Source organism: Flavobacterium sp. MMLR14_040 (assembly GCF_033657265.1).
GTDB lineage: Bacteria > Bacteroidota > Bacteroidia > Flavobacteriales > Flavobacteriaceae > Flavobacterium.
The window spans coordinates 34452-54458 of the sequence record NZ_JAWVWO010000030.1 but is presented as its reverse complement, the minus strand read 5'-3'; the positions used below and the strand labels follow the sequence as shown (position 1 = coordinate 54458).

The 20007-nt window shown below is 32.4% G+C and carries 20 protein-coding genes; 5 read left to right on the top strand and 15 right to left on the bottom strand.

Going from position 1 to position 20007, the window contains the following annotated elements:
• Positions 1-198 precede the first annotated feature (198 nt).
• The 4 genes from SD960_RS22825 to SD960_RS22810 form a co-directional block, all read right to left on the bottom strand.
• A complete protein-coding gene (locus SD960_RS22825) occupies positions 199-1470 on the bottom strand; it encodes a DUF2851 family protein (protein WP_318806179.1) in 1272 nt (423 codons plus the stop codon).
• A gap of 74 nt (positions 1471-1544) precedes the next feature.
• Positions 1545-2027: a 3'-5' exonuclease gene (locus SD960_RS22820; protein WP_318806181.1), complete on the bottom strand. Its 483-nt coding sequence runs from the start codon at positions 2025-2027 to the stop codon at positions 1545-1547.
• 77 nt (positions 2028-2104) lie between these two features.
• Complete coding sequence (locus SD960_RS22815) at positions 2105-3466, bottom strand: pyridoxal-phosphate dependent enzyme (RefSeq protein WP_318806178.1); 1362 nt, start codon at positions 3464-3466, stop codon at positions 2105-2107.
• Between the two features lie 48 nt (positions 3467-3514).
• Complete coding sequence (locus tag SD960_RS22810) at positions 3515-5482, bottom strand: putative porin (RefSeq protein WP_413230387.1); 1968 nt, start codon at positions 5480-5482, stop codon at positions 3515-3517.
• Between the two features lie 170 nt (positions 5483-5652).
• Here SD960_RS22810 and SD960_RS22805 point away from each other — a divergent pair, with 170 nt between their 5' ends.
• The gene (locus SD960_RS22805) at positions 5653-6312 is read left to right on the top strand and encodes a ribonuclease HII (protein WP_318806175.1); all 660 of its coding nucleotides are present in this window, start codon (positions 5653-5655) and stop codon (positions 6310-6312) included.
• A gap of 5 nt (positions 6313-6317) precedes the next feature.
• Here the strand turns inward: SD960_RS22805 and SD960_RS22800 are convergent, their stop codons facing one another.
• The 6 genes from SD960_RS22800 to SD960_RS22775 form a co-directional block, all read right to left on the bottom strand.
• Positions 6318-6899: an NAD(P)H-dependent oxidoreductase gene (locus SD960_RS22800; protein WP_318806174.1), complete on the bottom strand. Its 582-nt coding sequence runs from the start codon at positions 6897-6899 to the stop codon at positions 6318-6320.
• A gap of 77 nt (positions 6900-6976) precedes the next feature.
• Positions 6977-7798 (bottom strand): AraC family transcriptional regulator, encoded by an 822-nt coding sequence (locus SD960_RS22795; RefSeq protein ID WP_318806172.1) that lies wholly within the window; start codon positions 7796-7798, stop codon positions 6977-6979.
• 20 nt (positions 7799-7818) lie between these two features.
• Positions 7819-8520: a lipoyl(octanoyl) transferase LipB gene (gene lipB / locus SD960_RS22790; protein WP_318806170.1), complete on the bottom strand. Its 702-nt coding sequence runs from the start codon at positions 8518-8520 to the stop codon at positions 7819-7821.
• Positions 8521-8525: 5 nt separating this feature from the next.
• Positions 8526-9281, bottom strand: coding sequence for a hypothetical protein (locus SD960_RS22785; protein ID WP_318806169.1), 756 nt, complete (start codon positions 9279-9281; stop codon positions 8526-8528).
• 66 nt (positions 9282-9347) lie between these two features.
• Positions 9348-10100 carry a hypothetical protein gene (locus tag SD960_RS22780; RefSeq protein ID WP_318806167.1) on the bottom strand — a complete coding sequence of 251 codons (753 nt, stop codon included), beginning with the start codon at positions 10098-10100 and terminating at the stop codon, positions 9348-9350.
• Between the two features lie 67 nt (positions 10101-10167).
• On the bottom strand, positions 10168-10893 hold the full coding sequence (locus tag SD960_RS22775; RefSeq protein WP_318806166.1) for a hypothetical protein: 726 nt from the start codon (positions 10891-10893) through the stop codon (positions 10168-10170).
• Positions 10894-11323: 430 nt separating this feature from the next.
• On the opposite strand from SD960_RS22775, the gene lysS reads away from it, so the two are divergent.
• Positions 11324-13027 (top strand): lysine--tRNA ligase, encoded by a 1704-nt coding sequence (gene lysS, locus SD960_RS22770; protein WP_318806165.1) that lies wholly within the window; start codon positions 11324-11326, stop codon positions 13025-13027.
• A 109-nt stretch (positions 13028-13136) separates the two neighbouring features.
• Complete coding sequence (locus SD960_RS22765) at positions 13137-13565, top strand: hypothetical protein (RefSeq protein WP_318806164.1); 429 nt, start codon at positions 13137-13139, stop codon at positions 13563-13565.
• 8 nt (positions 13566-13573) lie between these two features.
• Here SD960_RS22765 and SD960_RS22760 read toward each other — a convergent pair whose 3' ends face one another.
• The gene (locus tag SD960_RS22760) at positions 13574-14176 is read right to left on the bottom strand and encodes a hypothetical protein (RefSeq protein WP_318806162.1); all 603 of its coding nucleotides are present in this window, start codon (positions 14174-14176) and stop codon (positions 13574-13576) included.
• A gap of 67 nt (positions 14177-14243) precedes the next feature.
• Positions 14244-15269 (bottom strand): 2-hydroxyacid dehydrogenase, encoded by a 1026-nt coding sequence (locus tag SD960_RS22755; RefSeq protein WP_318806161.1) that lies wholly within the window; start codon positions 15267-15269, stop codon positions 14244-14246.
• Between the two features lie 185 nt (positions 15270-15454).
• On the opposite strand from SD960_RS22755, the gene SD960_RS22750 reads away from it, so the two are divergent.
• Together SD960_RS22750 and SD960_RS22745 are read left to right on the top strand one after the other, a co-directional pair.
• Positions 15455-15880 carry a hypothetical protein gene (locus SD960_RS22750; protein ID WP_318806159.1) on the top strand — a complete coding sequence of 142 codons (426 nt, stop codon included), beginning with the start codon at positions 15455-15457 and terminating at the stop codon, positions 15878-15880.
• Between the two features lie 163 nt (positions 15881-16043).
• Positions 16044-16793: a hypothetical protein gene (locus SD960_RS22745; RefSeq protein ID WP_318806158.1), complete on the top strand. Its 750-nt coding sequence runs from the start codon at positions 16044-16046 to the stop codon at positions 16791-16793.
• Positions 16794-16838: 45 nt separating this feature from the next.
• On the opposite strand, the gene hemL is transcribed toward SD960_RS22745, so the two are convergent.
• The 3 genes from hemL to SD960_RS22730 all read right to left on the bottom strand — a co-directional run bounded on the left by hemL (position 16839) and on the right by SD960_RS22730 (position 20001).
• Positions 16839-18125, bottom strand: coding sequence for a glutamate-1-semialdehyde 2,1-aminomutase (gene hemL, locus SD960_RS22740; RefSeq protein ID WP_318806157.1), 1287 nt, complete (start codon positions 18123-18125; stop codon positions 16839-16841).
• A gap of 84 nt (positions 18126-18209) precedes the next feature.
• Positions 18210-19112 (bottom strand): glucosaminidase domain-containing protein, encoded by a 903-nt coding sequence (locus SD960_RS22735; protein WP_318806155.1) that lies wholly within the window; start codon positions 19110-19112, stop codon positions 18210-18212.
• Positions 19105-20001, bottom strand: coding sequence for a 1-aminocyclopropane-1-carboxylate deaminase/D-cysteine desulfhydrase (locus SD960_RS22730; RefSeq protein ID WP_318806154.1), 897 nt, complete (start codon positions 19999-20001; stop codon positions 19105-19107). Before SD960_RS22730 ends, SD960_RS22735 begins: the two co-directional genes overlap by 8 nt.
• Positions 20002-20007 lie beyond the last annotated feature (6 nt).

The following is a 20007-nucleotide window of genomic DNA, read 5'->3' as shown; positions in this document are numbered from 1 at the left end:
AGATTTTAGATTTTAGATTTTAGATTTTAGATTTTAGATTTTAGATTTTAGATTTTAGATTTTAGATTTTAGATTTTAGATTTTAGATTTTAGATTTTAGATTTTAGATTTATTCCTCGACTTCGCTCGGAATGAAATACTATGACTTCCCTTAGGAGTATTATGCAAAAATACAAAATTATCTAATTGTCACATTATCTAATTATTTCTTAATAACTCCATCCCTACTGCACATCTCAAACAAGCTTTTTGATTGCAGTATTCATTTTTAAGCTGGATCAAAGTTTGTGTATCAAACGCATTTTTAGCAGAAATGCCGAAAGATTCAAACTTTTTGATGATAGAATTCTTTTCCGGAAAAACTTCATTTAATAATGCAATTAAATCTTCTGAAAACGATTCTCCCATAATGTTCGAATACGCAAACTGAATCGGAATTATTGTATTGATGATCAACAAATCAATAAATGACTTTGACAATGGTTTTGATTTCTTCGGGCTTTCTTTATCAAATTGATAATGGTTTTGCCAATATAAACTTGCCGAAACGTTTAACAATTCATAAATACTTTTGACAGATTTTAAAGCAATAATCTTAGAAAATAAATTTTGATGTTTGTTATACAAACTTGCTAACTGCGAAAGCCTTATGGTTGGGAAATTATCAGGACGATGTTTAAAAAACTCTACGGGATCTGTATAAGCTTTATCTAATTGATATTTATACAAAAGATAAAAATATCTAATTTTCAAATCTTTAAAATACACATCTTCTTTCTCAGCATCTAATAAACCTGAAGTTCCTAAAAGTAAAGCCTCCAGATTTTCGACTTCGAAGCTCTCTTTTCGAATAATTGAAAACGGAAGTTTTTTGGCTATTTGCAAAAATGCACTTCCATTTGTATTGAGTCCAAAATTCTTAGCCAACAGGCAAAACAAAACTGATTCCCAATCCTGATTTGTTTCTTCGAGTAAATCATAAATAAATTTTGACTTGCGTTCTAATCGTTCAAAAAACAATCGTTCCTGCCAATTCTTAAAAACAAAATCATCTATTTGAGCAATTTGTTTTTCGCAGGATATCCACGATTTCGGACTCATTAATGCCTGATAATTATTTACAGTTTCTGAAGAGACATAATCTTTTAAAACCAAAACAGGAATTTCTCTATTATTTTTTCCAAAGATTTCGGTATCATGTTCCCAAACTACGTGCAGAATAACATTTTCATAAGCAGCGTCTTTTTCGTGGCCATGAACATACCAATCGGAGGATTTTAAATGAATCTCAACATTTCCCGCCCATTTTTGTTTACCAATTATAATTTGGGCATTAAAAAAATCGGGACCCGAAAGCTCTAAATAATCTCCGGTTTTAATTATAGTAATTTGTTCTTTCTGTGTTGTTATTAAATTCAGAGTTTCAAACTTCTTGAATTTCCAGAGATAATGAAGAAAATCTTCTTTCATTTATTGGCTTTTATATTAAATTTACAAAAGCTCAAAATTAAATAAAATAATATTAATCTTACAAAATATATTGTTTATCGCAGCATATATAATTTGGCACAAGCGCGGGCATCAGAAAGTGCTTCATGATGATTTAACTGAATATTCATTTCGCGACAGCAATCACTTAATTTAGTTGGTTTAAGTCCTTTTGCTTTATAAATCTTAACAGTGCATTCCCATTTTTCAGCAATATTTAAATCCTCATATTGCAAGCCACAAAGTGCCATTGTTTTCATCAAAACATTGCGATCAAAACTTTCATTATGTGCCACCACCACTCTATTTTTCAATCGCTTTTCGATTTCAGGAAAAACCTGGCGAAATGATTTCGCACTTATTGTATCACGCGGATATATGCCGTGAACGCGAATCGTAAACGGATTATATTCATTATTTGGAGGCTTAATCAAAGTCACAAACTCATCTGTAATTATTCCGTTTTCAACAGTAACAATTCCAACAGAACAAGGATGATAACCTGTGGCAGTTTCAAAATCTATGGCAGTAAAATTCATTATAAAATGAGATAAAAAATCCATAAATCTAATTTATTAAACCAGATTTATGGATAGATAAAGTTATTAAAAAGGTCTTATTTTATAGACCCGATAATATCATATTTTGTAATAATGTGATGTTTTCCATTTCCTAAATCAACTAAAACAGCATCATTTTCTTTGGTAAATAATTTAGAAACTTCTTCAATTGTAGTTCCTAATTTTACAATTGGGAAAGGTTTACCCATTACTTCCTTAATTGGTTTTTCAGCTACATTTTTATCGGCAACATAGCTTCTAAATAGATCCGTTTCATCAACAGAACCCACAAATCCGTTAATATCTACTACCGGAATTTGCGAAATTTTATATTTACGCATACGCTCGATCGCGTGCGAAACCAATTCTTCTGTACGCACAACAATTAATTCTTTATCAATATGATCTTTGATAACATCTTCTGCTTTTGTCACGTTTTCTTCCAGGAAACCACGTTCGCGCATCCAGTCATCATTAAACATTTTACCAACATAACGGCTTCCTGAGTCGTGAAAAAGCACCACAACAACATCATCTGGCTTAAAATGTTCTTTTAGCTGTAATAATCCTTTTATACAAGCTCCGGCAGAGTTCCCAACAAAGATGGCTTCTTCCATTGCTATCTTTCTTGTATAAACAGCAGCATCTTTATCGGTTACTTTTGTAAATCCGTCAATTAAAGAAAAGTCAACATTTTTTGGTAAAATGTCTTCTCCAATTCCTTCAGTAATATAAGAGTAAATTTCATTTTCATCAAAAATTCCGGTCTCGTGGTATTTTTTAAACACAGAACCATAAGTATCAATTCCCCAAATTTTGATGTTTGGATTTTTCTCTTTCAAATATTTTCCAACACCGGAAATCGTTCCTCCAGTTCCTACTCCAACAACAAAATGAGTAATTTTTCCATCGGTTTGTTTCCAGATTTCTGGTCCGGTTTGCTCATAATGCGCTAACGAATTTGATAAATTATCATATTGATTTACATACCATGAATTTGGTGTTTCTTCTGCCAATCGTTTTGAAACTGAATAATAAGAACGAGGATCTGTAGGTTCAACATCTGTTGGACAAACTACAACTTTGGCGCCAACAGCACGCAAAATATCCATTTTCTCTTTAGATTGTTTGTCTGATATTACACAAATCAATTTATATCCTTTTATGATGGCTACAAGTGCCAATCCCATTCCGGTATTTCCAGAAGTTCCTTCAATAATAGTTCCCCCGGGTTTTAAACGGCCATCTGCCTCAGCATCTTCAATCATTTTTACGGCCATTCTGTCTTTTACAGAATTTCCCGGATTAAAAGTTTCGACTTTTGCCAATACTAACGCATCAATTTCAGCAACAATTTTGTTGAGTTTTACTAATGGTGTATTACCAATTGTTTCTAAAATATTATTTGAAAAGTCCATTTTTCGTGAATTTAAATTATTTGGTTTAAGTAAAGTAAAAAGTATAATTTATTGGAAGAAATTCCAAACTAAACCAAATCGGATAGTGAAATCACGATATGGATTATTAGGCGTTGAATAATAATTATATCCAGAAAAAGCAGCATTAAAATGTTCTGCCTTAAAGTAAAATCTTGTTTGTCTGATTCTGAAATTTATATAATAATCAAAGTTGGCATAACCTCCAATTTTTTTATCTGTCTGAACAAAAAATTCTCCAACAACAGGATTATAATCATTACCGTAATAACTGGTAAAATAATTAAATGTTAATCCTGTTTGCATAAACAATGCTTTTTTGAAAAAATAACTTGAATAATAAAGTGTATTTCTGGTTACGAAATCAGGCACGTTTAAAATCAAATCAGACTGATCAACTTTTTGATATAAAAATGTATTATCAAATCCAAAAGCTCCAAATTTGAATTCCTTGTTGGCTTTAACAGAAAGATAATTAATTGCATTTCCGTATTGAGCCGGGTTTACAATTTGGGTTTGCGCAGCTATCTGAGCATCTGTAGAAACATTTTCAAAATATAAATGATCATTTAGGACAGTATATTGAGCTTCGGCATTTAACCAAGGTGTATAAATGCTGGCACTAAGAGAATTAATTTTTTCATTTTTAAAATCATTCGACCAATTATATTGTATAAAACTGCTTTGGTATAAATTATAGTTATTATTTGGCAATTTATTGATGTTTCGATATCTAAAATCAAATTGAATTTTATCGCTTAAATTGTATCTTAATTTGGCATCTAAATCAGAAAGTGATTCATTTGTAATTGATCTTGAATATAAAAATCGACCATTCCATTTATTTTTTTGGTACTCGTATTGTCCACCAACATTATTAAACTGAAGAAATAAATTATCTGGAATTCTGGAACCATCAGCATTCATTATAATTCTATTGTACTCATAATTAGACCTGTAATCATCTATGAAAAAATTGAATTTTCCCAGGAGTGAATTTTCATAGGCAACTCCCGCTTTGTTATACAATTTTTCGAAACGAGTCTGATCGTTAATTGCGCTTGCAACATACGCTTCTCCAAATCTTGCTACTTCTGCACCATCAACAGTAGAAAAAACGGTTGGCTGATTGTATTCGAAAAATTTATCTTCATAATTAAATTGATGCGTTACATATAAATTATTATTTCCTGCTGTTGGATTTACTCTAAAAGCATGATCAAAAAACAATCGTTTTCCTTTTAAAAACGATTTTGCATCGGTTAAATAAACCTGTAATCTTTGACGGTTTTTAAAATCAGCATCTCCGCTTTCAAAATCTTCGGGTGTTGTTATACCGCCATTTTCTTCATTTGAAATGTCCTGAAAAGTGACATGAGCATTTAGGATATATCTTTTATCTGTAGTGAAATAACTTGTTGTAAAACGAAAATTTCCGGTACTTACCAATTGATTAATATAATTTCCCTCAGAACGTAAACCTCTATAGGCAATAGAAAAATTTAGATTTTCGGAAGTATTCAGGGTGATAAACGAATCTACGTTCTGACCTTTATTAATAGTCGTATTAAAAAACAACTCTGTAAAAGGTGTCGCGACCGAATAATATCTAATATCACTAACTTCAAGATAACTAAAGTGTTTTGCTTTAAAACCAATTTCAGGATATGGCGAAAAATCAGTTAAACTATATTGTAAAGTATTATAAGGTTGTCCAATATTAGGAAATTCCAAAAGCCCAAAATTGTCCCTGCGAAGATAATTTTGTTTATAAGCGCTCTTTAGTGTCAAAGAAGTATCTGCATAAGTAGTATCGTGCTCTAAAGTATAAATTTGATACTGTTCGATCTTAGCAATTTTTGCTTGTTTTTTTTTCAGCGTATCTGTAATACTGGTGTATTTTGTATTCATATCTAAATTGCTTTTAGACGCATTTTTTTCTTGAGAAAACAATAAGGCGGGTACGACTAATAGATATAGAAAAAAGAATATTCTCATTTGATAGCTTTATATATAATTATTTTGGCAAAATTTGTCAGGCAAAGGTAAAAGATAAAAACGTATAAATAAAAAAACACATCAATTTATACCACTGCTTTTTCAATAAGTTAAAGAACGAAAATTTTTGCAGAAAATTTTATAATATTGCGTTTTGAAAATTTAAATAAATGCTTGCAAAAAATTTCTCCGGATTTATTTTAGAAACTGGTACTGATGAAGCTGGCCGTGGTTGCCTGGCTGGTCCGGTAACTGCTGCTGCCATAATTTTGCCGGCAGATTTTGAGCACGAATTTTTAAATGACAGTAAACAATTGTCTGAAAAAATAAGGTTTTACTTAAAACCTATTATTGAGAAACATGCCGTTTGCTATTCCGTAACACATCTTCATGCAGAAGAAATTGATGAAATCAATATTCTGAATGCATCAATGAAAGGAATGCAGGAATGTATTTTAAAATTAAACCAGCGTCCGGAATATATTATTGTGGACGGAAACAGATCGCTTAATGCAAAATTAGGTTTAAAGAATACTTTTGGAAAACAATTTTCGAAAGACGAAATAGATTTATTAAAATCAATTCCGAACCAAAGTATTATACAAGGAGACGCAAAATTTGTAAGTATTGCAGCCGCTTCTATTTTAGCTAAAACCTATCGCGACGAATATATGGACCTAATTCATGAAGAATTCCCGATGTACAACTGGAAACAAAATAAAGGATATCCTACCAGAGAACACCGGGACGCTATTAGAAAATACGGAACTACAAAATACCACCGAATGAGTTTCAGACTTTTACCGGAACAATTAGAACTGGAATTCTAATGGGCTTATTTATTTTCGTTTAAGAAAGATATAATTTGATTTTCCCATTCCAGAATATTTTCTGAAGAAGCACGATCTGCCTGATCAAAATAAAAATGTTGCTGAATTTCGAATCCGCAATAATTAAAAATTCCAGTATCAGATGTTAAAGCCAAAGCTTTATCCAAACCACTTTCGGCATATTCTGCATTTGATTTTCCGTGCGAATTGATGATGATTGTTTTCTTTCCTGCCAATAATCCTTTTTGAATTCCCTGATCGTATCGATACACAAATCCGTAACTAAAAACGCGGTCAATATAACCTTTCATAACTGCCGGCATTCCTGTCCACCAAATTGGATAAACAAAAATAATACGGTCTGCCCAGGTTATAAAATTCTGTTCGATTTTTACATCATCAGCAACCTGTCCCATTCTTTGTCCGTTCATATCGTCTAAAGAAAGCACCGGATTAAAATTGAATTCATTTAAATCGCGAACGATAACTTCTTGTCCCGATTCTTCAAGGTTTTCTACAATAGTTTGTTTAAAAAAGTGATTTAAACTAGCCGGATTTGGATGTGCATAAACAATTAAATTTTTCATGTTTTCTATTTTTTAAGATTACATGACAAATGTAGAACGCAATGTTTGGGTACAATTGTAAGAAAACGAAAAGCGGCTTAAGTGCCTTTTGCGCTGCAGATATCGCTTTGAAATTTTAAGAATTTTGTTGGCGAAATATTCATATAATATTTAAAATCATGAATCAGCTGACTCTGATCGTAATAACCACATTGTTCTACAATCGAAAGCCAATCTGTTTTTCCGTCATTACCTGACGTTTTCTGAATAAGATCAACCGCTTTCAAAAAACGTTCATATCGACTAATTTCTTTAATTGTATAACCAAAAAATTTCTTTTGATGCAATTGAATATTTCTTTCCGTTTGATTTATCTGTGAAGCAATTGCTTTTATCGGATTCAAAGACTCTTCTTTAAAATCAGCCAAAAGTGTTGTTATCGCATTTTGCTCACCTAAATAAGGTTTACAAAACTCTAAAATATAATCGACGCGGTCTTTTGTGTCTGGAATTATTTTTAATTCTTCCCACAAAACATCAAAACAGTTTTGAGCAATTAAAGCATCGGGATGAATGGGCAAAGAATGTGTTAAAAGTGCATTTCCGAAAAATCTGTAAAAAGCATCTTCTTTGAAATTTGCTACTAAAATCTCAGAATCAGATTCTAAAGTATAATCGAATGCCTGTTTTATTGGTCCTAAAACAATGCATTTTTCTACTTCTAAAACGGTATTTTGTTTTGATTTTAAAAAAGATTTTGTTCCGAAGTTAAAAACCAGAATAGTCTGAAAACTGGGCAATAATGTTTTTGTTATTGGAAAAGCTGTTTTATTTTCTGCGAAGTAAAAATGAGAAAAAACAGTTGAAAATGCTGAAGGAACATCAATTCTATAATTGTTATTTTCTTCAGCATTTTCCATATTTTATTTATTTTTTGAAACTATTTAACAAATTTAGCTTCAAACAATTCAGTCAAATGTTTTACAATTTTCGATTTCACTTCGTCTTCGTCAACTTTTTCTACGCCAAGTTCAACTTGTAAGGAAGTAACGCCTTTTCCGCGAATTCCACACGGAATAATATTGTCAAAATAGCCTAAATCGACATTTACGTTTAAAGCAAATCCGTGCATCGTAACCCAGCGTGAAGCACGAACGCCAAGCGCACATATCTTACGTGCAAACGGAGTTCCTACATCCAGCCAAACTCCGGTTTCACCATCGCTTCTGCCGCATTTTAAACCATATTCTTCTAAAGTCAGAATAATAGCTTCTTCCAGAAAACGTAAATATTTATGAATATCTGTAAAGAAATTTTCTAAGTCTAAAATAGGATAACCTACAATTTGCCCCGGTCCGTGATAGGTAATATCGCCGCCACGATTGATTTTATAAAAAGTGGCTCCTTTTGCTTCAAGTTGTTTTTCGTTTAACAACAAGTTTTCAAGGTCTCCGCTTTTACCTAAAGTATAAACATGCGGATGTTCGACAAACAATAAATAATTGGGAGTTTCTAATTCTAGTTCCTCTCTTCTATTTTTAATTTTTAAGTCGACTATGTCTTTAAAAAGTTCTTCCTGATATTCCCAGGTCGATTTATAATCTTTACTTCCTAAATCCTGAAGTTGAATTTTTTTGTTCATTTTAATTATTTTTCAAACTCAACATCAAAGTTAAGTTTGTCAGGATTCTCCATATAATCCGTGAAAGAGTATTGTAATGTAATTGATTTTCTATCATCGCTAAACAAAGCATTTGGGTTTGATACCTTTTTAATTCGCTTAGGAAAATGATATTTTAAAATATAATTAGAAGATGCAAAAATCATATTTGACATATCTGCAGTACTATCTTTAGCCTTTTCGGTTGATTTTTGTTTGTCGATTATTGCTTTACGCGTAAATTTCTTTCCATCGTAAGTATAACTTAATGTACTATTATTTTTTCCTAAACCACCTGCAAAAGGATTTGAAGCATTTGAGCCGCCTTCTAATTTTTGAAGCGTACTCATGGCCTGTAAAACATCCTGTAATTCATTTACGTTTTTAAAATCTTTTGAAAATGCCATCAGAAATTCTTTTTTCTCACCGTTCATTTTCAAATTAACCGTAAGATCTTCCAGTTTTTTGATTTCGTTTTGAACCTCTGGAGATAATTTTGCGATGCTGTCTTTTTTATCTGCCAATAATTGTTTGAAGGTAAAAGTAGAATCGATATTTTTTTTAGCATCGGCACCCATTTGGCTACCAATCTGATCTCCTGCCATTTCCATTAACGCAGAACCATCCATATCAAGAGCAAATTTTCCGGTTCCGTTATCGCTTACATAAATATTTTCTGTGAAAGTGCAGCTTGTTAAGATTGCTAATAAAAAAGAAAAACTAAGTAATTTATATAATTTCATCGTGGTTAATTTTTTATCAAATATACGAAGACTATTTTAAAGAATTATTGCTTTTGTGAGTTACAATTAATTTTCAAAAGTTACTATAAAACCTAATTTTTCTTCATCTTCAGGAAGATCCTGCATTGGTATTTTCATAACAAAACTTTTTTTGTCTTTTGCAATTACGGCGTTTTTTAAAGAAACTGTTTTTATTTTTTTCGGGAAATGGTATTCCATAGAATAGCTGCATTCTTTCAATATTTCAGCCATTTTTTTTGAAAAAGGATCATCCCCAAGCTTTTCTTTTTTCTTATTCTTGTCTGACTTTTTAGCGTCCGCCGGGCTAACAATCTTTTTCGAGAAAACTTTTCCATCGTAGTTATAAGAAAAAAGCGTTCTTTTATTTTGTTTGTTAGGAAGTGTATTTAAGCTGCCTAACTTTTTACCAGGTCCTATTCTTGGCATAGCTTCTAAGCTTTCAAAAGGCGTAACCATATCTTTAAGGCTATCTGTAGAAGGAAAATTATACTCTAAATCAAATGCTAATTGTTTTTCGTCTTCATTTGATTTTAAATTAACTCGGAATTTTTCAAGTATTTTTAATTTTTGTCTTTCATCCGCTGGTAATTTAGCGATACTGTCTTTTGATTTTTCAAAAACCTCTTTGAAGGTAAAAACAGTGTCAATTACTTTACTTTTTTTTGTGGAATCTTTACTTTTAAAACCCAGCTTAAATATTCCTGACATATCAAATCCATATGAAAAAGATCCTGAACCATCCTCATTTATTATCATTTTTTCTTTAATTGTACAGCTGGAAATAACTAAAATAACCAATAAACAAATTGTAATTTTCTTCATGTTTTATTTCTTTTATATTTTTAAATTTTATTACAATTAACTACTACTCCAAAACCACTTCCAAACTTGTCATTTCCGGATTTTGTAAACAATCTAAAAGTGGAAATTCGACAGTTAAAGCTTTTTTATCCGGACTAATAATGGCTTTTTCATTTGAAACGGATTTTATTTTTCCAAGAAAATGATAGCGAAGCGTATAAGTTTGCGTCAGTTTTAAAGAGGCATATTTAGAGCCTGTTTTCTTAAACTCATCTTTTGTTTTTTGAAGCTCAACTGGATCTGTAACAGAAACCAGACGCTTAAAAACTTTTCCATCAAAAGTATACTCTACCTTATAATAATGACTTTCGGCAGTCAAGGCATAATTGTATTTTATATCACCCGCATAATTTTCTGTTTTATACAAATCCGGAATTTCCGAAACTTTATTAAAATCAAACGAAAAAACATTTTTGAATTCTTTTTCGAAAGAGCTTTCTTTAATATGCACTTTTACATTCGAATATTTTTGAAATAGCTTTTGCTCTTCGGGCGTATATTTTAAAAAATTCTCTTTGTACTTTTCAATATATTCCTTAAAAACATAGATTGTATCTTTAAAAGTTTCTTCACGAGAATAACTTTCGCCCGCTAATTGCATATAACTATTTTCATCACGAAGCTGAACTACTTCAATATTTCCGCTCCCGTCTGGATTAATTGTGATCGTTTCTGTGACTTGGCAACTTGTTACCAGAAATAGAGTTACAAAGGCTTTTATGAATTTCATTTTTTCTGAAAGGTTCTGAGTTCTGAGATGCTAAGATACTGAGGTTTCTTTTCGGTTTTCTATGCTAAGAATATTTTTTTCAGGAGCTAATCCCGCTATCCGTTTCAATCTTTTGTGGCGAACCCCGCCACAAAAGGATTTCCACTTCTATCGGGGCTAGGGCAATCGTTTTCATAAGAATATTTTTTTGTCCCTTTTTCCATAAATAAAAAAACACCCCAACTAAAAAGTCTCCTAAAAACAAAAAACTCTAATATAGCCCCGATAGAAGCGGCATCCTTTTTTGCTTTTTCTGCAAAAAAGATATAGCGGATAGCGGGACTGAAGGTGATTGAAATACAATAAATTTCTGCTGCAAAAAATCTAAAAACTGCATTCTGAAATCTACTTTCTTTTCTTTATCTTTGCACACTTAAAAAAAGAGCACAAAATGGCATTATCAGAACAAGAAATCATCAGAAGAGAAAAACTTCAAAACTTGCGCAACTTAGGAATCAATCCTTATCCGGCTAATCTTTTTCCTGTAAATCATACTTCGAAGCAGATAAAGGAGTCGTTTGAAGAAGGTAAGAAGGTTATCGTTGCGGGTCGTTTGATGAGCGTGAGAGATCAGGGAAAAGCTTGTTTTGCTGAATTGCAGGATAGCGAAGGACGTATACAATTGTACGTGAACCGCGATGTTTTGTGTGAAGGTGATGATAAAACTTTATACAACACCGTATTTAAAAAACTGACTGATTTAGGTGACTTTATTGGTATTGAAGGAGAATTGTTTACTACAAAAGTGGGTGCACAATGTATTCGCGTTGACGGATTTACTTTTTTGAGTAAAACGTTACGTCCGCTTCCTTTACCAAAAGTAGATGAAGAAGGAAACGTACACGATGCTTTTAATGATCCTGAATTGCGTTACAGAATGCGTTATGTAGATTTAACTGTGAATCCGCAAGTTAAAGAAAACTTCATTAAACGTACCAAGTTATTTAGCGCAATGCGTGGTTATTTTAACGATGCCGGTTATCTTGAGGTTGAAACTCCGGTTTTACAGCCAATTGCAGGTGGAGCTGCTGCGCGTCCGTTTATTACTCACCATAATTCGCTTGATATTCCGCTTTACATGCGTATTGCAAACGAATTGTATTTAAAAAGATTAATTGTTGGTGGTTTTGAAGGTGTTTATGAGTTCTCTAAAAACTTTAGAAATGAAGGAATGGACAGAACGCATAATCCTGAATTTACCGCTATGGAAATATATGTAGCCTACAAAGACTACAACTGGATGATGGAATTTGCTGAAGGCTTGCTTGAGCATTGTGCAATTGCCGTAAACGGAACTAGCGAAGTTACTTTTGGTGAACACCAAATTAACTTTAAAGCGCCTTATGCACGCGTTACGATGACTGATTCTATCAAACATTTTACTGGTTTTGATATCTCAGGAAAAAGCGAAGAAGAATTGTTTGAAGCTGCCAGAGGAATGGGAATCGATGTTGATAAAACAATGGGTAAAGGAAAATTGATTGATGAAATTTTTGGCGCTAAATGTGAAGGAAATTATATTCAGCCAACTTTCATTACGGATTATCCGAAAGAAATGTCGCCTTTATGTAAAGAACACCGCGATAATCCGGAGCTTACAGAGCGTTTTGAATTGATGGTTTGTGGTAAAGAAATTGCAAATGCTTATTCTGAATTGAACGACCCAATTGATCAGCGTGAGCGTTTTGAAGATCAAATGCGTTTGTCTGAAAAAGGTGATGATGAAGCGAACGGAATTATCGATGAAGATTTCTTAAGAGCATTAGAATATGGTATGCCTCCAACATCCGGAATGGGAATTGGAATGGACCGTTTGATTATGTACTTAACAAACAACGCATCGATCCAGGAAGTTTTATTGTTTCCTCAAATGCGTCCGGAGAAAAAACAAGCTCAGATTGAATTGTCTGACGAAGAGAAATTTATCGTAGATTTATTGAAAGGAAATGAAAATAAAATGGATCTTCAGCAATTAAAAATTACTGCAAATTTAAGCGGTAAAAAATGGGATGCGTCTATGAAAAATTTATCTAAACACGGCTTGACTAAAGTTGCTGTTGAAGGTGAGTTTAAATTTGTGGAATTGGTGGAGTAAATTGAAAAATTCCAAAATTGGAAATTCCAATTTTATATTGATATTCAAACCCGACAGATTTTAAAAACCTGTCGGGTTTTTGTTTAAATTTGAATTCAGCTCAATCACAATGGAAAAAACTAAAAATTATTTTATCTATACCATATTTATTTTATTCACAATATTAGGCTTGTATCTATTGTTCGATTCATTTATAAATCCAGAATTAAAATTTTCCGCAGCTATTTTACTTAAAAAAAGATTCGAATATATCAACACTATTGTTTTCTTTGGAGGCTTAGGATACATCTATTATCTTATAAAAGAAAAGAAAGTTGATACATACAAGAATACGTTTAGAACAAATATTACCATGCTTTTTGGATGCTTAATATTTGTCTGGAATAGTTTGCTTCTTGTTCTATATCCTGAAGAATTTAGAAGAGGGAATAATTTAATTAAAATGATTATTGGCTATTCTGGATTACTATTTTTCGGAGCCGGTTTAATTATGGCTATATATAAAATGACTAAAATTTCATCCAAAAAGCATTATTAAACCAGTTTTCAAAACGAATACTTCTCCAATTTCTTCTCATCAATATCCAAAACCTTCGTACTTTCTTTAGGAGTTTCTCCTTTCCAAACTTCCTTAACAGAAGGATTTGATGGATATTTTCCGTTTTTCATTTTTATCAAATGAAAAATACCTTTACTGCTTACGATCAAATCCTGAAATTTTTCAGAAGAACTTTTAGCTACATAAATCGGAAAATCTGTTACGGTAAACAAATTGATTATACTTCCATCATTATTCAAAATATAACCTGAGCAGCCTCCGCTTCCGCAAAAATAAGGATTGGAGAAGCCAACGAAATACTCACTTTTCTTATCATTGTTTAAATCAAATGCCTCGTAATAAAAAAACCGATCTTCTTTTGTCATTGCCGGTAAATCACTTTTCAGTAAAACCAACAGCTGTTTTTGAATCGTTTTAACTGCTTTATCATCTTTAACCGGAGGATCGCTTAGATCTGCAGTTCCGGCAACTGTTTTTGCTAACGTATCTTCGGCAATTGCTTTAATAATATTTCGTTGTTCCGGTTTTTGTTTATTTTGACAGGAAACCATTATAATAGTTATAACTGCAATTAAAATTTCATTTCTCATAATTATATTTTTAAGTTTCTCAACTTTACGTTTCTACCAATCTAATTCAATTATTATTTATGTACTTTTAAATCAATAAAGCTGCTTTATTTTCAATATCATTTTCAGTCAACAGCGATTTTATATTATTAAAAGTTACCAAAGCAATTTGCGTTAAAGCTTCGTTGGTAAAAAAGGCCTGATGCGCCGTTACCAAAACATTCGGAAAGCTCATTAAACGCTGAATAGCATCATCCTGAATAATATCGGCAGAAAGATCTCTAAAGAATAGTTTTTCTTCCTGTTCGTAAACATCGATTCCCAGATAACCTATTTTACCTTCTTTTAGACCTTCAATAACACAGGCAGTTTCTATTAATCCGCCACGACTTGTATTGATAATCATAACGCTGTCTTTCATCAAATCGATCGAATTTTTATTAATAACATGTTTGGTTTGATCGTTTAACGGACAATGAAGTGAAATAATATCACTCGTTTTGAAAATCTCTTCAAGTGCAACAAATTTTACTCCGTCTTTTTCCATTTCGAGATTTCTTACAATATCATACGCCAAAACTTTGCATCCAAAACCCGTTGCAATTTTTGCAAAAGCTTTTCCGATATTTCCCGTTCCGATGATTCCGATTGTTTTTCCGAATAAATCAAAACCCAGTAAACCATTTAAAGAAAAATTTTGTTCGCGAACTCTGTTGTAGGCTTTGTGCGTTTTTCGGTTTAAGGTTAAAATCATAGCCATGGCATGTTCTGCAACTGCCTGAGGTGAATAAGCAGGAACGCGACACACTTTTAAATTGTATTTTTTGGCGGCATCTAAATCGACATTATTAAAACCGGCGCAACGCAACGCAATAATTTTTACATTTTTTTCTGCCAGCTGCTTAATGACTGCTTCGTTGACAATATCATTTACAAAAACACAAACAATAGCTGCATTTTCAATTAAAATAACTGTTTGGGGATTTAATTGCGTTTCATAGAAATTCAATTCAAAACCAAAATCAGTATTATATTTATTGAAGAAAGTTTTATCGTAGGGCTGTGTCGAAAAAAAAGCAATTTTATTGTTATTTGATTCTGTATATAGACTCATAATATGCTGATTAAGTTTCTTAACTTCTTGCTATTAAAAATAAGAAATTAATTCTTTAGTATTAAACAATCAGCTATTTTTAATGAATTACCTTACGTTTTGTTAAATTATTTGCAATTACGAATATCAGATTAAACCTATTCAATTTAATAATGTCTAAATGCTATAACCTTAAAAAACAAATCATGAAAAAATTATTTATTGCAGCTTTGTTACTTATTGGAGTAGCAAGTTTTGCACAAGACACTGACCAAAAAAGAGAAAAATTAACTCCAGAACAGCGTAACGAAAAACAATTACAAAAATTAACTTCTGAATTGAGTTTAGATGCTAATCAACAATCTCAGGTAAAACAATTACTGGCTGAGAGAAGTGCTAAAGCCGAAAAAATTAAAGAAGCCCGTCAGGCAAAAAAAGACAGTGATATAAAACCAACTGCTGAAGAAAAAGAGGCTTTTAAAAAAGAAATGCTAGCTGAAAAAGAAGCTAATGATGCTAAAATGAAATCTATTTTAACTGCCGATCAGTATACAAAATGGCATGCTTTGCAAGAAAAAAACAAAGAAAAAGCCAGAGAAAAAATGAGAGAATATAAAAAAGAAAACAACTAATTATAAGTTTTAAAAAGAGGCAATTAAGCCTCTTTTTTATTTCTGGGCATATATTATATTTTCATTAATAGTTTTTGTTAATTAAAAGATAAATCTGACAATCGCATTAAACTTAGCAAACTCTTTGAAGTCTAAATGCTGTAATCTTAAAAAAAAACGAATTATGAAAAAATTATTTATTGCGGCTTTATTATTCGTTGGAGTAGTAAGCTTTGCACAAGACATCAATCAGAAATCAACACGTGATCAAAGAGAAAATTTAACTCCGGAACAACGTAACGAAAAACATTTACAAAAACTGACCTCTGAATTGAGTCTGGATAAAAAACAACAAGATCAGGTAAAACAATTGTTGGCTGAAAGAAGCGCCAAATCAGAAAAGTTTAAGGCTACCAGAAAAGACAGTAAAACAAAACCTATTGATGCAGAAAGAGAAGGTTTTAAAAAACAAATGGAAACGGAAAAAGCAGCGAACGATGCTAAAATGAAATCTATTTTAAATGCTGATCAATACACAAAATGGACCGCTTTGAAAAAAGAGCATAAAGATCATAAAGGAAAAGGAGATCATAGAGTTCATAGAGATATGAAATCTTCACAAGAACGTGATGCGGCCCATTTGCAAAAACTGACTACTGATTTAAATTTAAATGCCGATCAACAAAAAAAGGTTAGCGAACTTTTATCTGACAGAAGCACTAAAATGGCAATGCTTAAAAAAAGCAGAAAAGATTCTGGTGTTGCACCAACTGATGCTGAAAAAACTGCCATGAAAAAACAAATGAAAGAAGATCACAAAGCCTATGATGCTAAAATGAAATCTATTTTAACTGCCGATCAATACAAAAAATGGGAAGCAATTCAAAAAGAACACAAAGACAAAATGAAAGATCACCGAAAAGATAAAATGTAATTGAGATCAAAAAAAAGAGGCTTTAAAAGCCTCTTTTTTGATTTATTAAAATGTCTTTGAAACTTTATCAATTGCATTTATCGTAAAGTCTAAATCTTCATACGTTAATGCATCTGTTATAAACCAGGTTTCGTATGCTGATGGTGCAATGTAAACACCCTCGTTTAATAATCCGTGGAAGAATTTCTTAAACGTCTCATTGTCTCCTTTTGCAGCTGTTTGAAAATCAATAACCGGATTTTCATCAAAATGTACCGAAATCATTGATCCTACTCTATTGATGGTAAAAACAACATTATTTGCTTTTAAAACCCTATCGATTCCTGCTTCTAAATATGCTGTTTTTTCTTCTAAACGGGTAAAAATGGCACGGTCGTTATCTAAAGATTGTAACATGGCCAATCCTGCAGCCATCGCTAAAGGATTTCCAGACAATGTTCCTGCCTGATAAACCGGACCAAGCGGCGCAAGATGATTCATAATTTCCTCGCGTGCAGCAAAAGCACCAACCGGCAAACCTCCGCCAATTACTTTTCCGAAAGTAACAATATCAGCATTGATATTATACAATTCCTGAACTCCTCCACGAGCCAAACGGAAACCAGTCATTACCTCATCAAAAATTAATAAAATTCCGTTTGCAGTACATAAATCTCTTAAACCTTGCAAAAAACCTTTTTGAGGTGGAATACAACCCATATTTCCGGCAACCGGCTCAATAATTATTGCAGCAATTTCGTTTTTATTGGCTTCAATTAAAGTTTTTACATTCTCTAAATCATTGTATTTTGCCAACAAAGTATCTTTTGCAGTTCCTTCTGTAACGCCCGGACTATTTGGCGATCCAAAAGTTACAGCTCCACTTCCCGCCTGAATCAAAAATGAGTCTGAATGTCCGTGATAACAACCTGCAAATTTGATGATTTTATCTCTTTTTGTAAATCCACGGGCCAGACGAATCGCGCTCATACAAGCTTCTGTACCTGAATTTACAAATCTTATTTTATCAATATTCGGAACCATAGAAACAGCCAAAGCAGCAATTTGAGTTTCTAATTCTGTTGGCATTCCAAATGAAGTTCCCAGTTTTGCTTTTTCGATTACAGCATCAACAACCGGCTGATACGCGTGGCCCAAAACCATTGGTCCCCAAGAATTGATGTAATCTATTAATTTATTTCCGTCTTCGTCATATAAATAAGCACCTTTGGCACTTTTTACAAAAATAGGTGTTCCTCCAACCGCTTTAAAAGCACGAACTGGCGAATTTACTCCTCCCGGAATTACTTTTTCTGCTTCAGCAAAAAGCTGACTACTTCTTTTATAGATCATTTTTTTATTTTTGATTTTAGAGTTTAGATTGTAAACTGAAAACTTATTTTTGATTTTAGATTATTTCAAAACTAGCCTGAAAATTTACTTAACCTTCAACCTTTGCCCTATCGAAATTGCATTATCTGTTAAATTATTCTTTTGCTTTAAATCATCAACCAATAAGTTGAATTTTTTTGAAATGGAATACAACGTATCTCCTTTTTGAACTTCATATAAATTGGGATCGTATGAGTTCATATTTATTTTTGGGTCAGAATTCGAAACAGAAGATGAACTTCTAACAGGATTTGATTTATTAATCGCTGTGTAGGCTTTTCCTGTTACCAGACAATCGTATTGATGCAGATTATATCGCTCGATATAACTTATTAATTTGTCCGGATAATTGGGATCTGTTGCGTAACCTGCGGCTCTTAAACCTTTTGCCCAGGCTTTGTAATCGTCTTTTTCGTAAGTAAATAAAGTGGCGTACCTGTTTTTGCCAACCAAAAACAAAGCATGGTCTTTATAAGATTCTGAAGCTTCTGTATATTTCCTGAAACATTCCTGAGACGAATCATCATCATGTCGAACACTTTCTCCTAGCCAGTCTTTATGGCATTTTATTCCGAAATGGTTATTCGCTTCCATAGCTAAATCGCCTTTCCCGGCTCCCGATTCTAAAATTCCCTGTGCCAGAATAATACTTGCCGGAATGCCGTATTTCTGCATATTTCCCATTGCAATATCTTTGTATTGCAAAACATAATCTGTAATTACATTGCTGGTTACAACTGTTTTTGAAGTAGACTGAATAACCTCAGTTGTATTGTTTGTTGATGGATATTTTTTTACAGTTGGTCTAGAATTGGTCGTTTTTTTAGTCGTCGCGACTCTCGGTTTCTGCACTGCCGCTGCTTTTTTAGTTGTTGCAATCGCCGGTTTGCTCGACGAACAACTTGCCAAAGTCGCAATGATGAAGAGTATTATAATTTTTTTAAACATTCGTTTTGAGTATTGGTAATTTCTTCTGCTTCAATTTTAAATTCATACCTTCAATTCCCTGCAATCCGCCTGTATGAATGAGTAAAATTTTTGAATGCGGAGGAAAATATTTTTTAGAGATTAAATCTATAACGCCAAAAAACATCTTTCCTGTATAAATTGGATCTAAGGGCACTTTATTTTCATCAAAAAAAGCATTAATAAATTCAATTAATTCTAAATTTATCTTGCCATAACCTCCAAAATGATAGTCAGAAATTAATTCCCAGTTATCTTTTTTTGCAAAAATACGAATTTCATCGATTAAAAAGTCACCTTTTAACGCCGGAAACCCTAAAATTTTCTGATTTGGCAATGCACTATTTATTAATCCCGAAATTGTTCCGCCCGTTCCAACCGCGCAGCAAACATAATTAAAAGCTGCATCTTCAGCTGTCAAAATCTCTTCACAGCCTTTTACAGCGAGTTCATTTGTTCCACCTTCGGGAACTAAATAAAAATCGCCAAACTTCTCTTTTAATTTTTCTATAAAAGAAATTTCACTTTTATTTCGATAATCTTCTCTGGAAACAAACTCAAATTTCATTCCGTTTTCCTGAGCAAATTTCAGGGTTGGATTTTCTTCTATTTTGTCCAAAAGTTCATCTCCGCGAATAACTCCGATAGTTTTAAAACCCTGCTCTTTTCCCGCATACGCAACAGCCGCAATATGATTCGAAAAAGCACCGCCAAAAGTCAGTAAAGTGGTTTTATTTTCGGCTTTCGCCTGAAGTAAATTGTATTTTAGTTTTCGCAATTTATTCCCCGAAATAAACGGATGATTTAAGTCTTCGCGCTTTATTGTCAAAGAAATATCGTTAGGAAAATTGATATTGATATTTTGGTTCAAAATGGA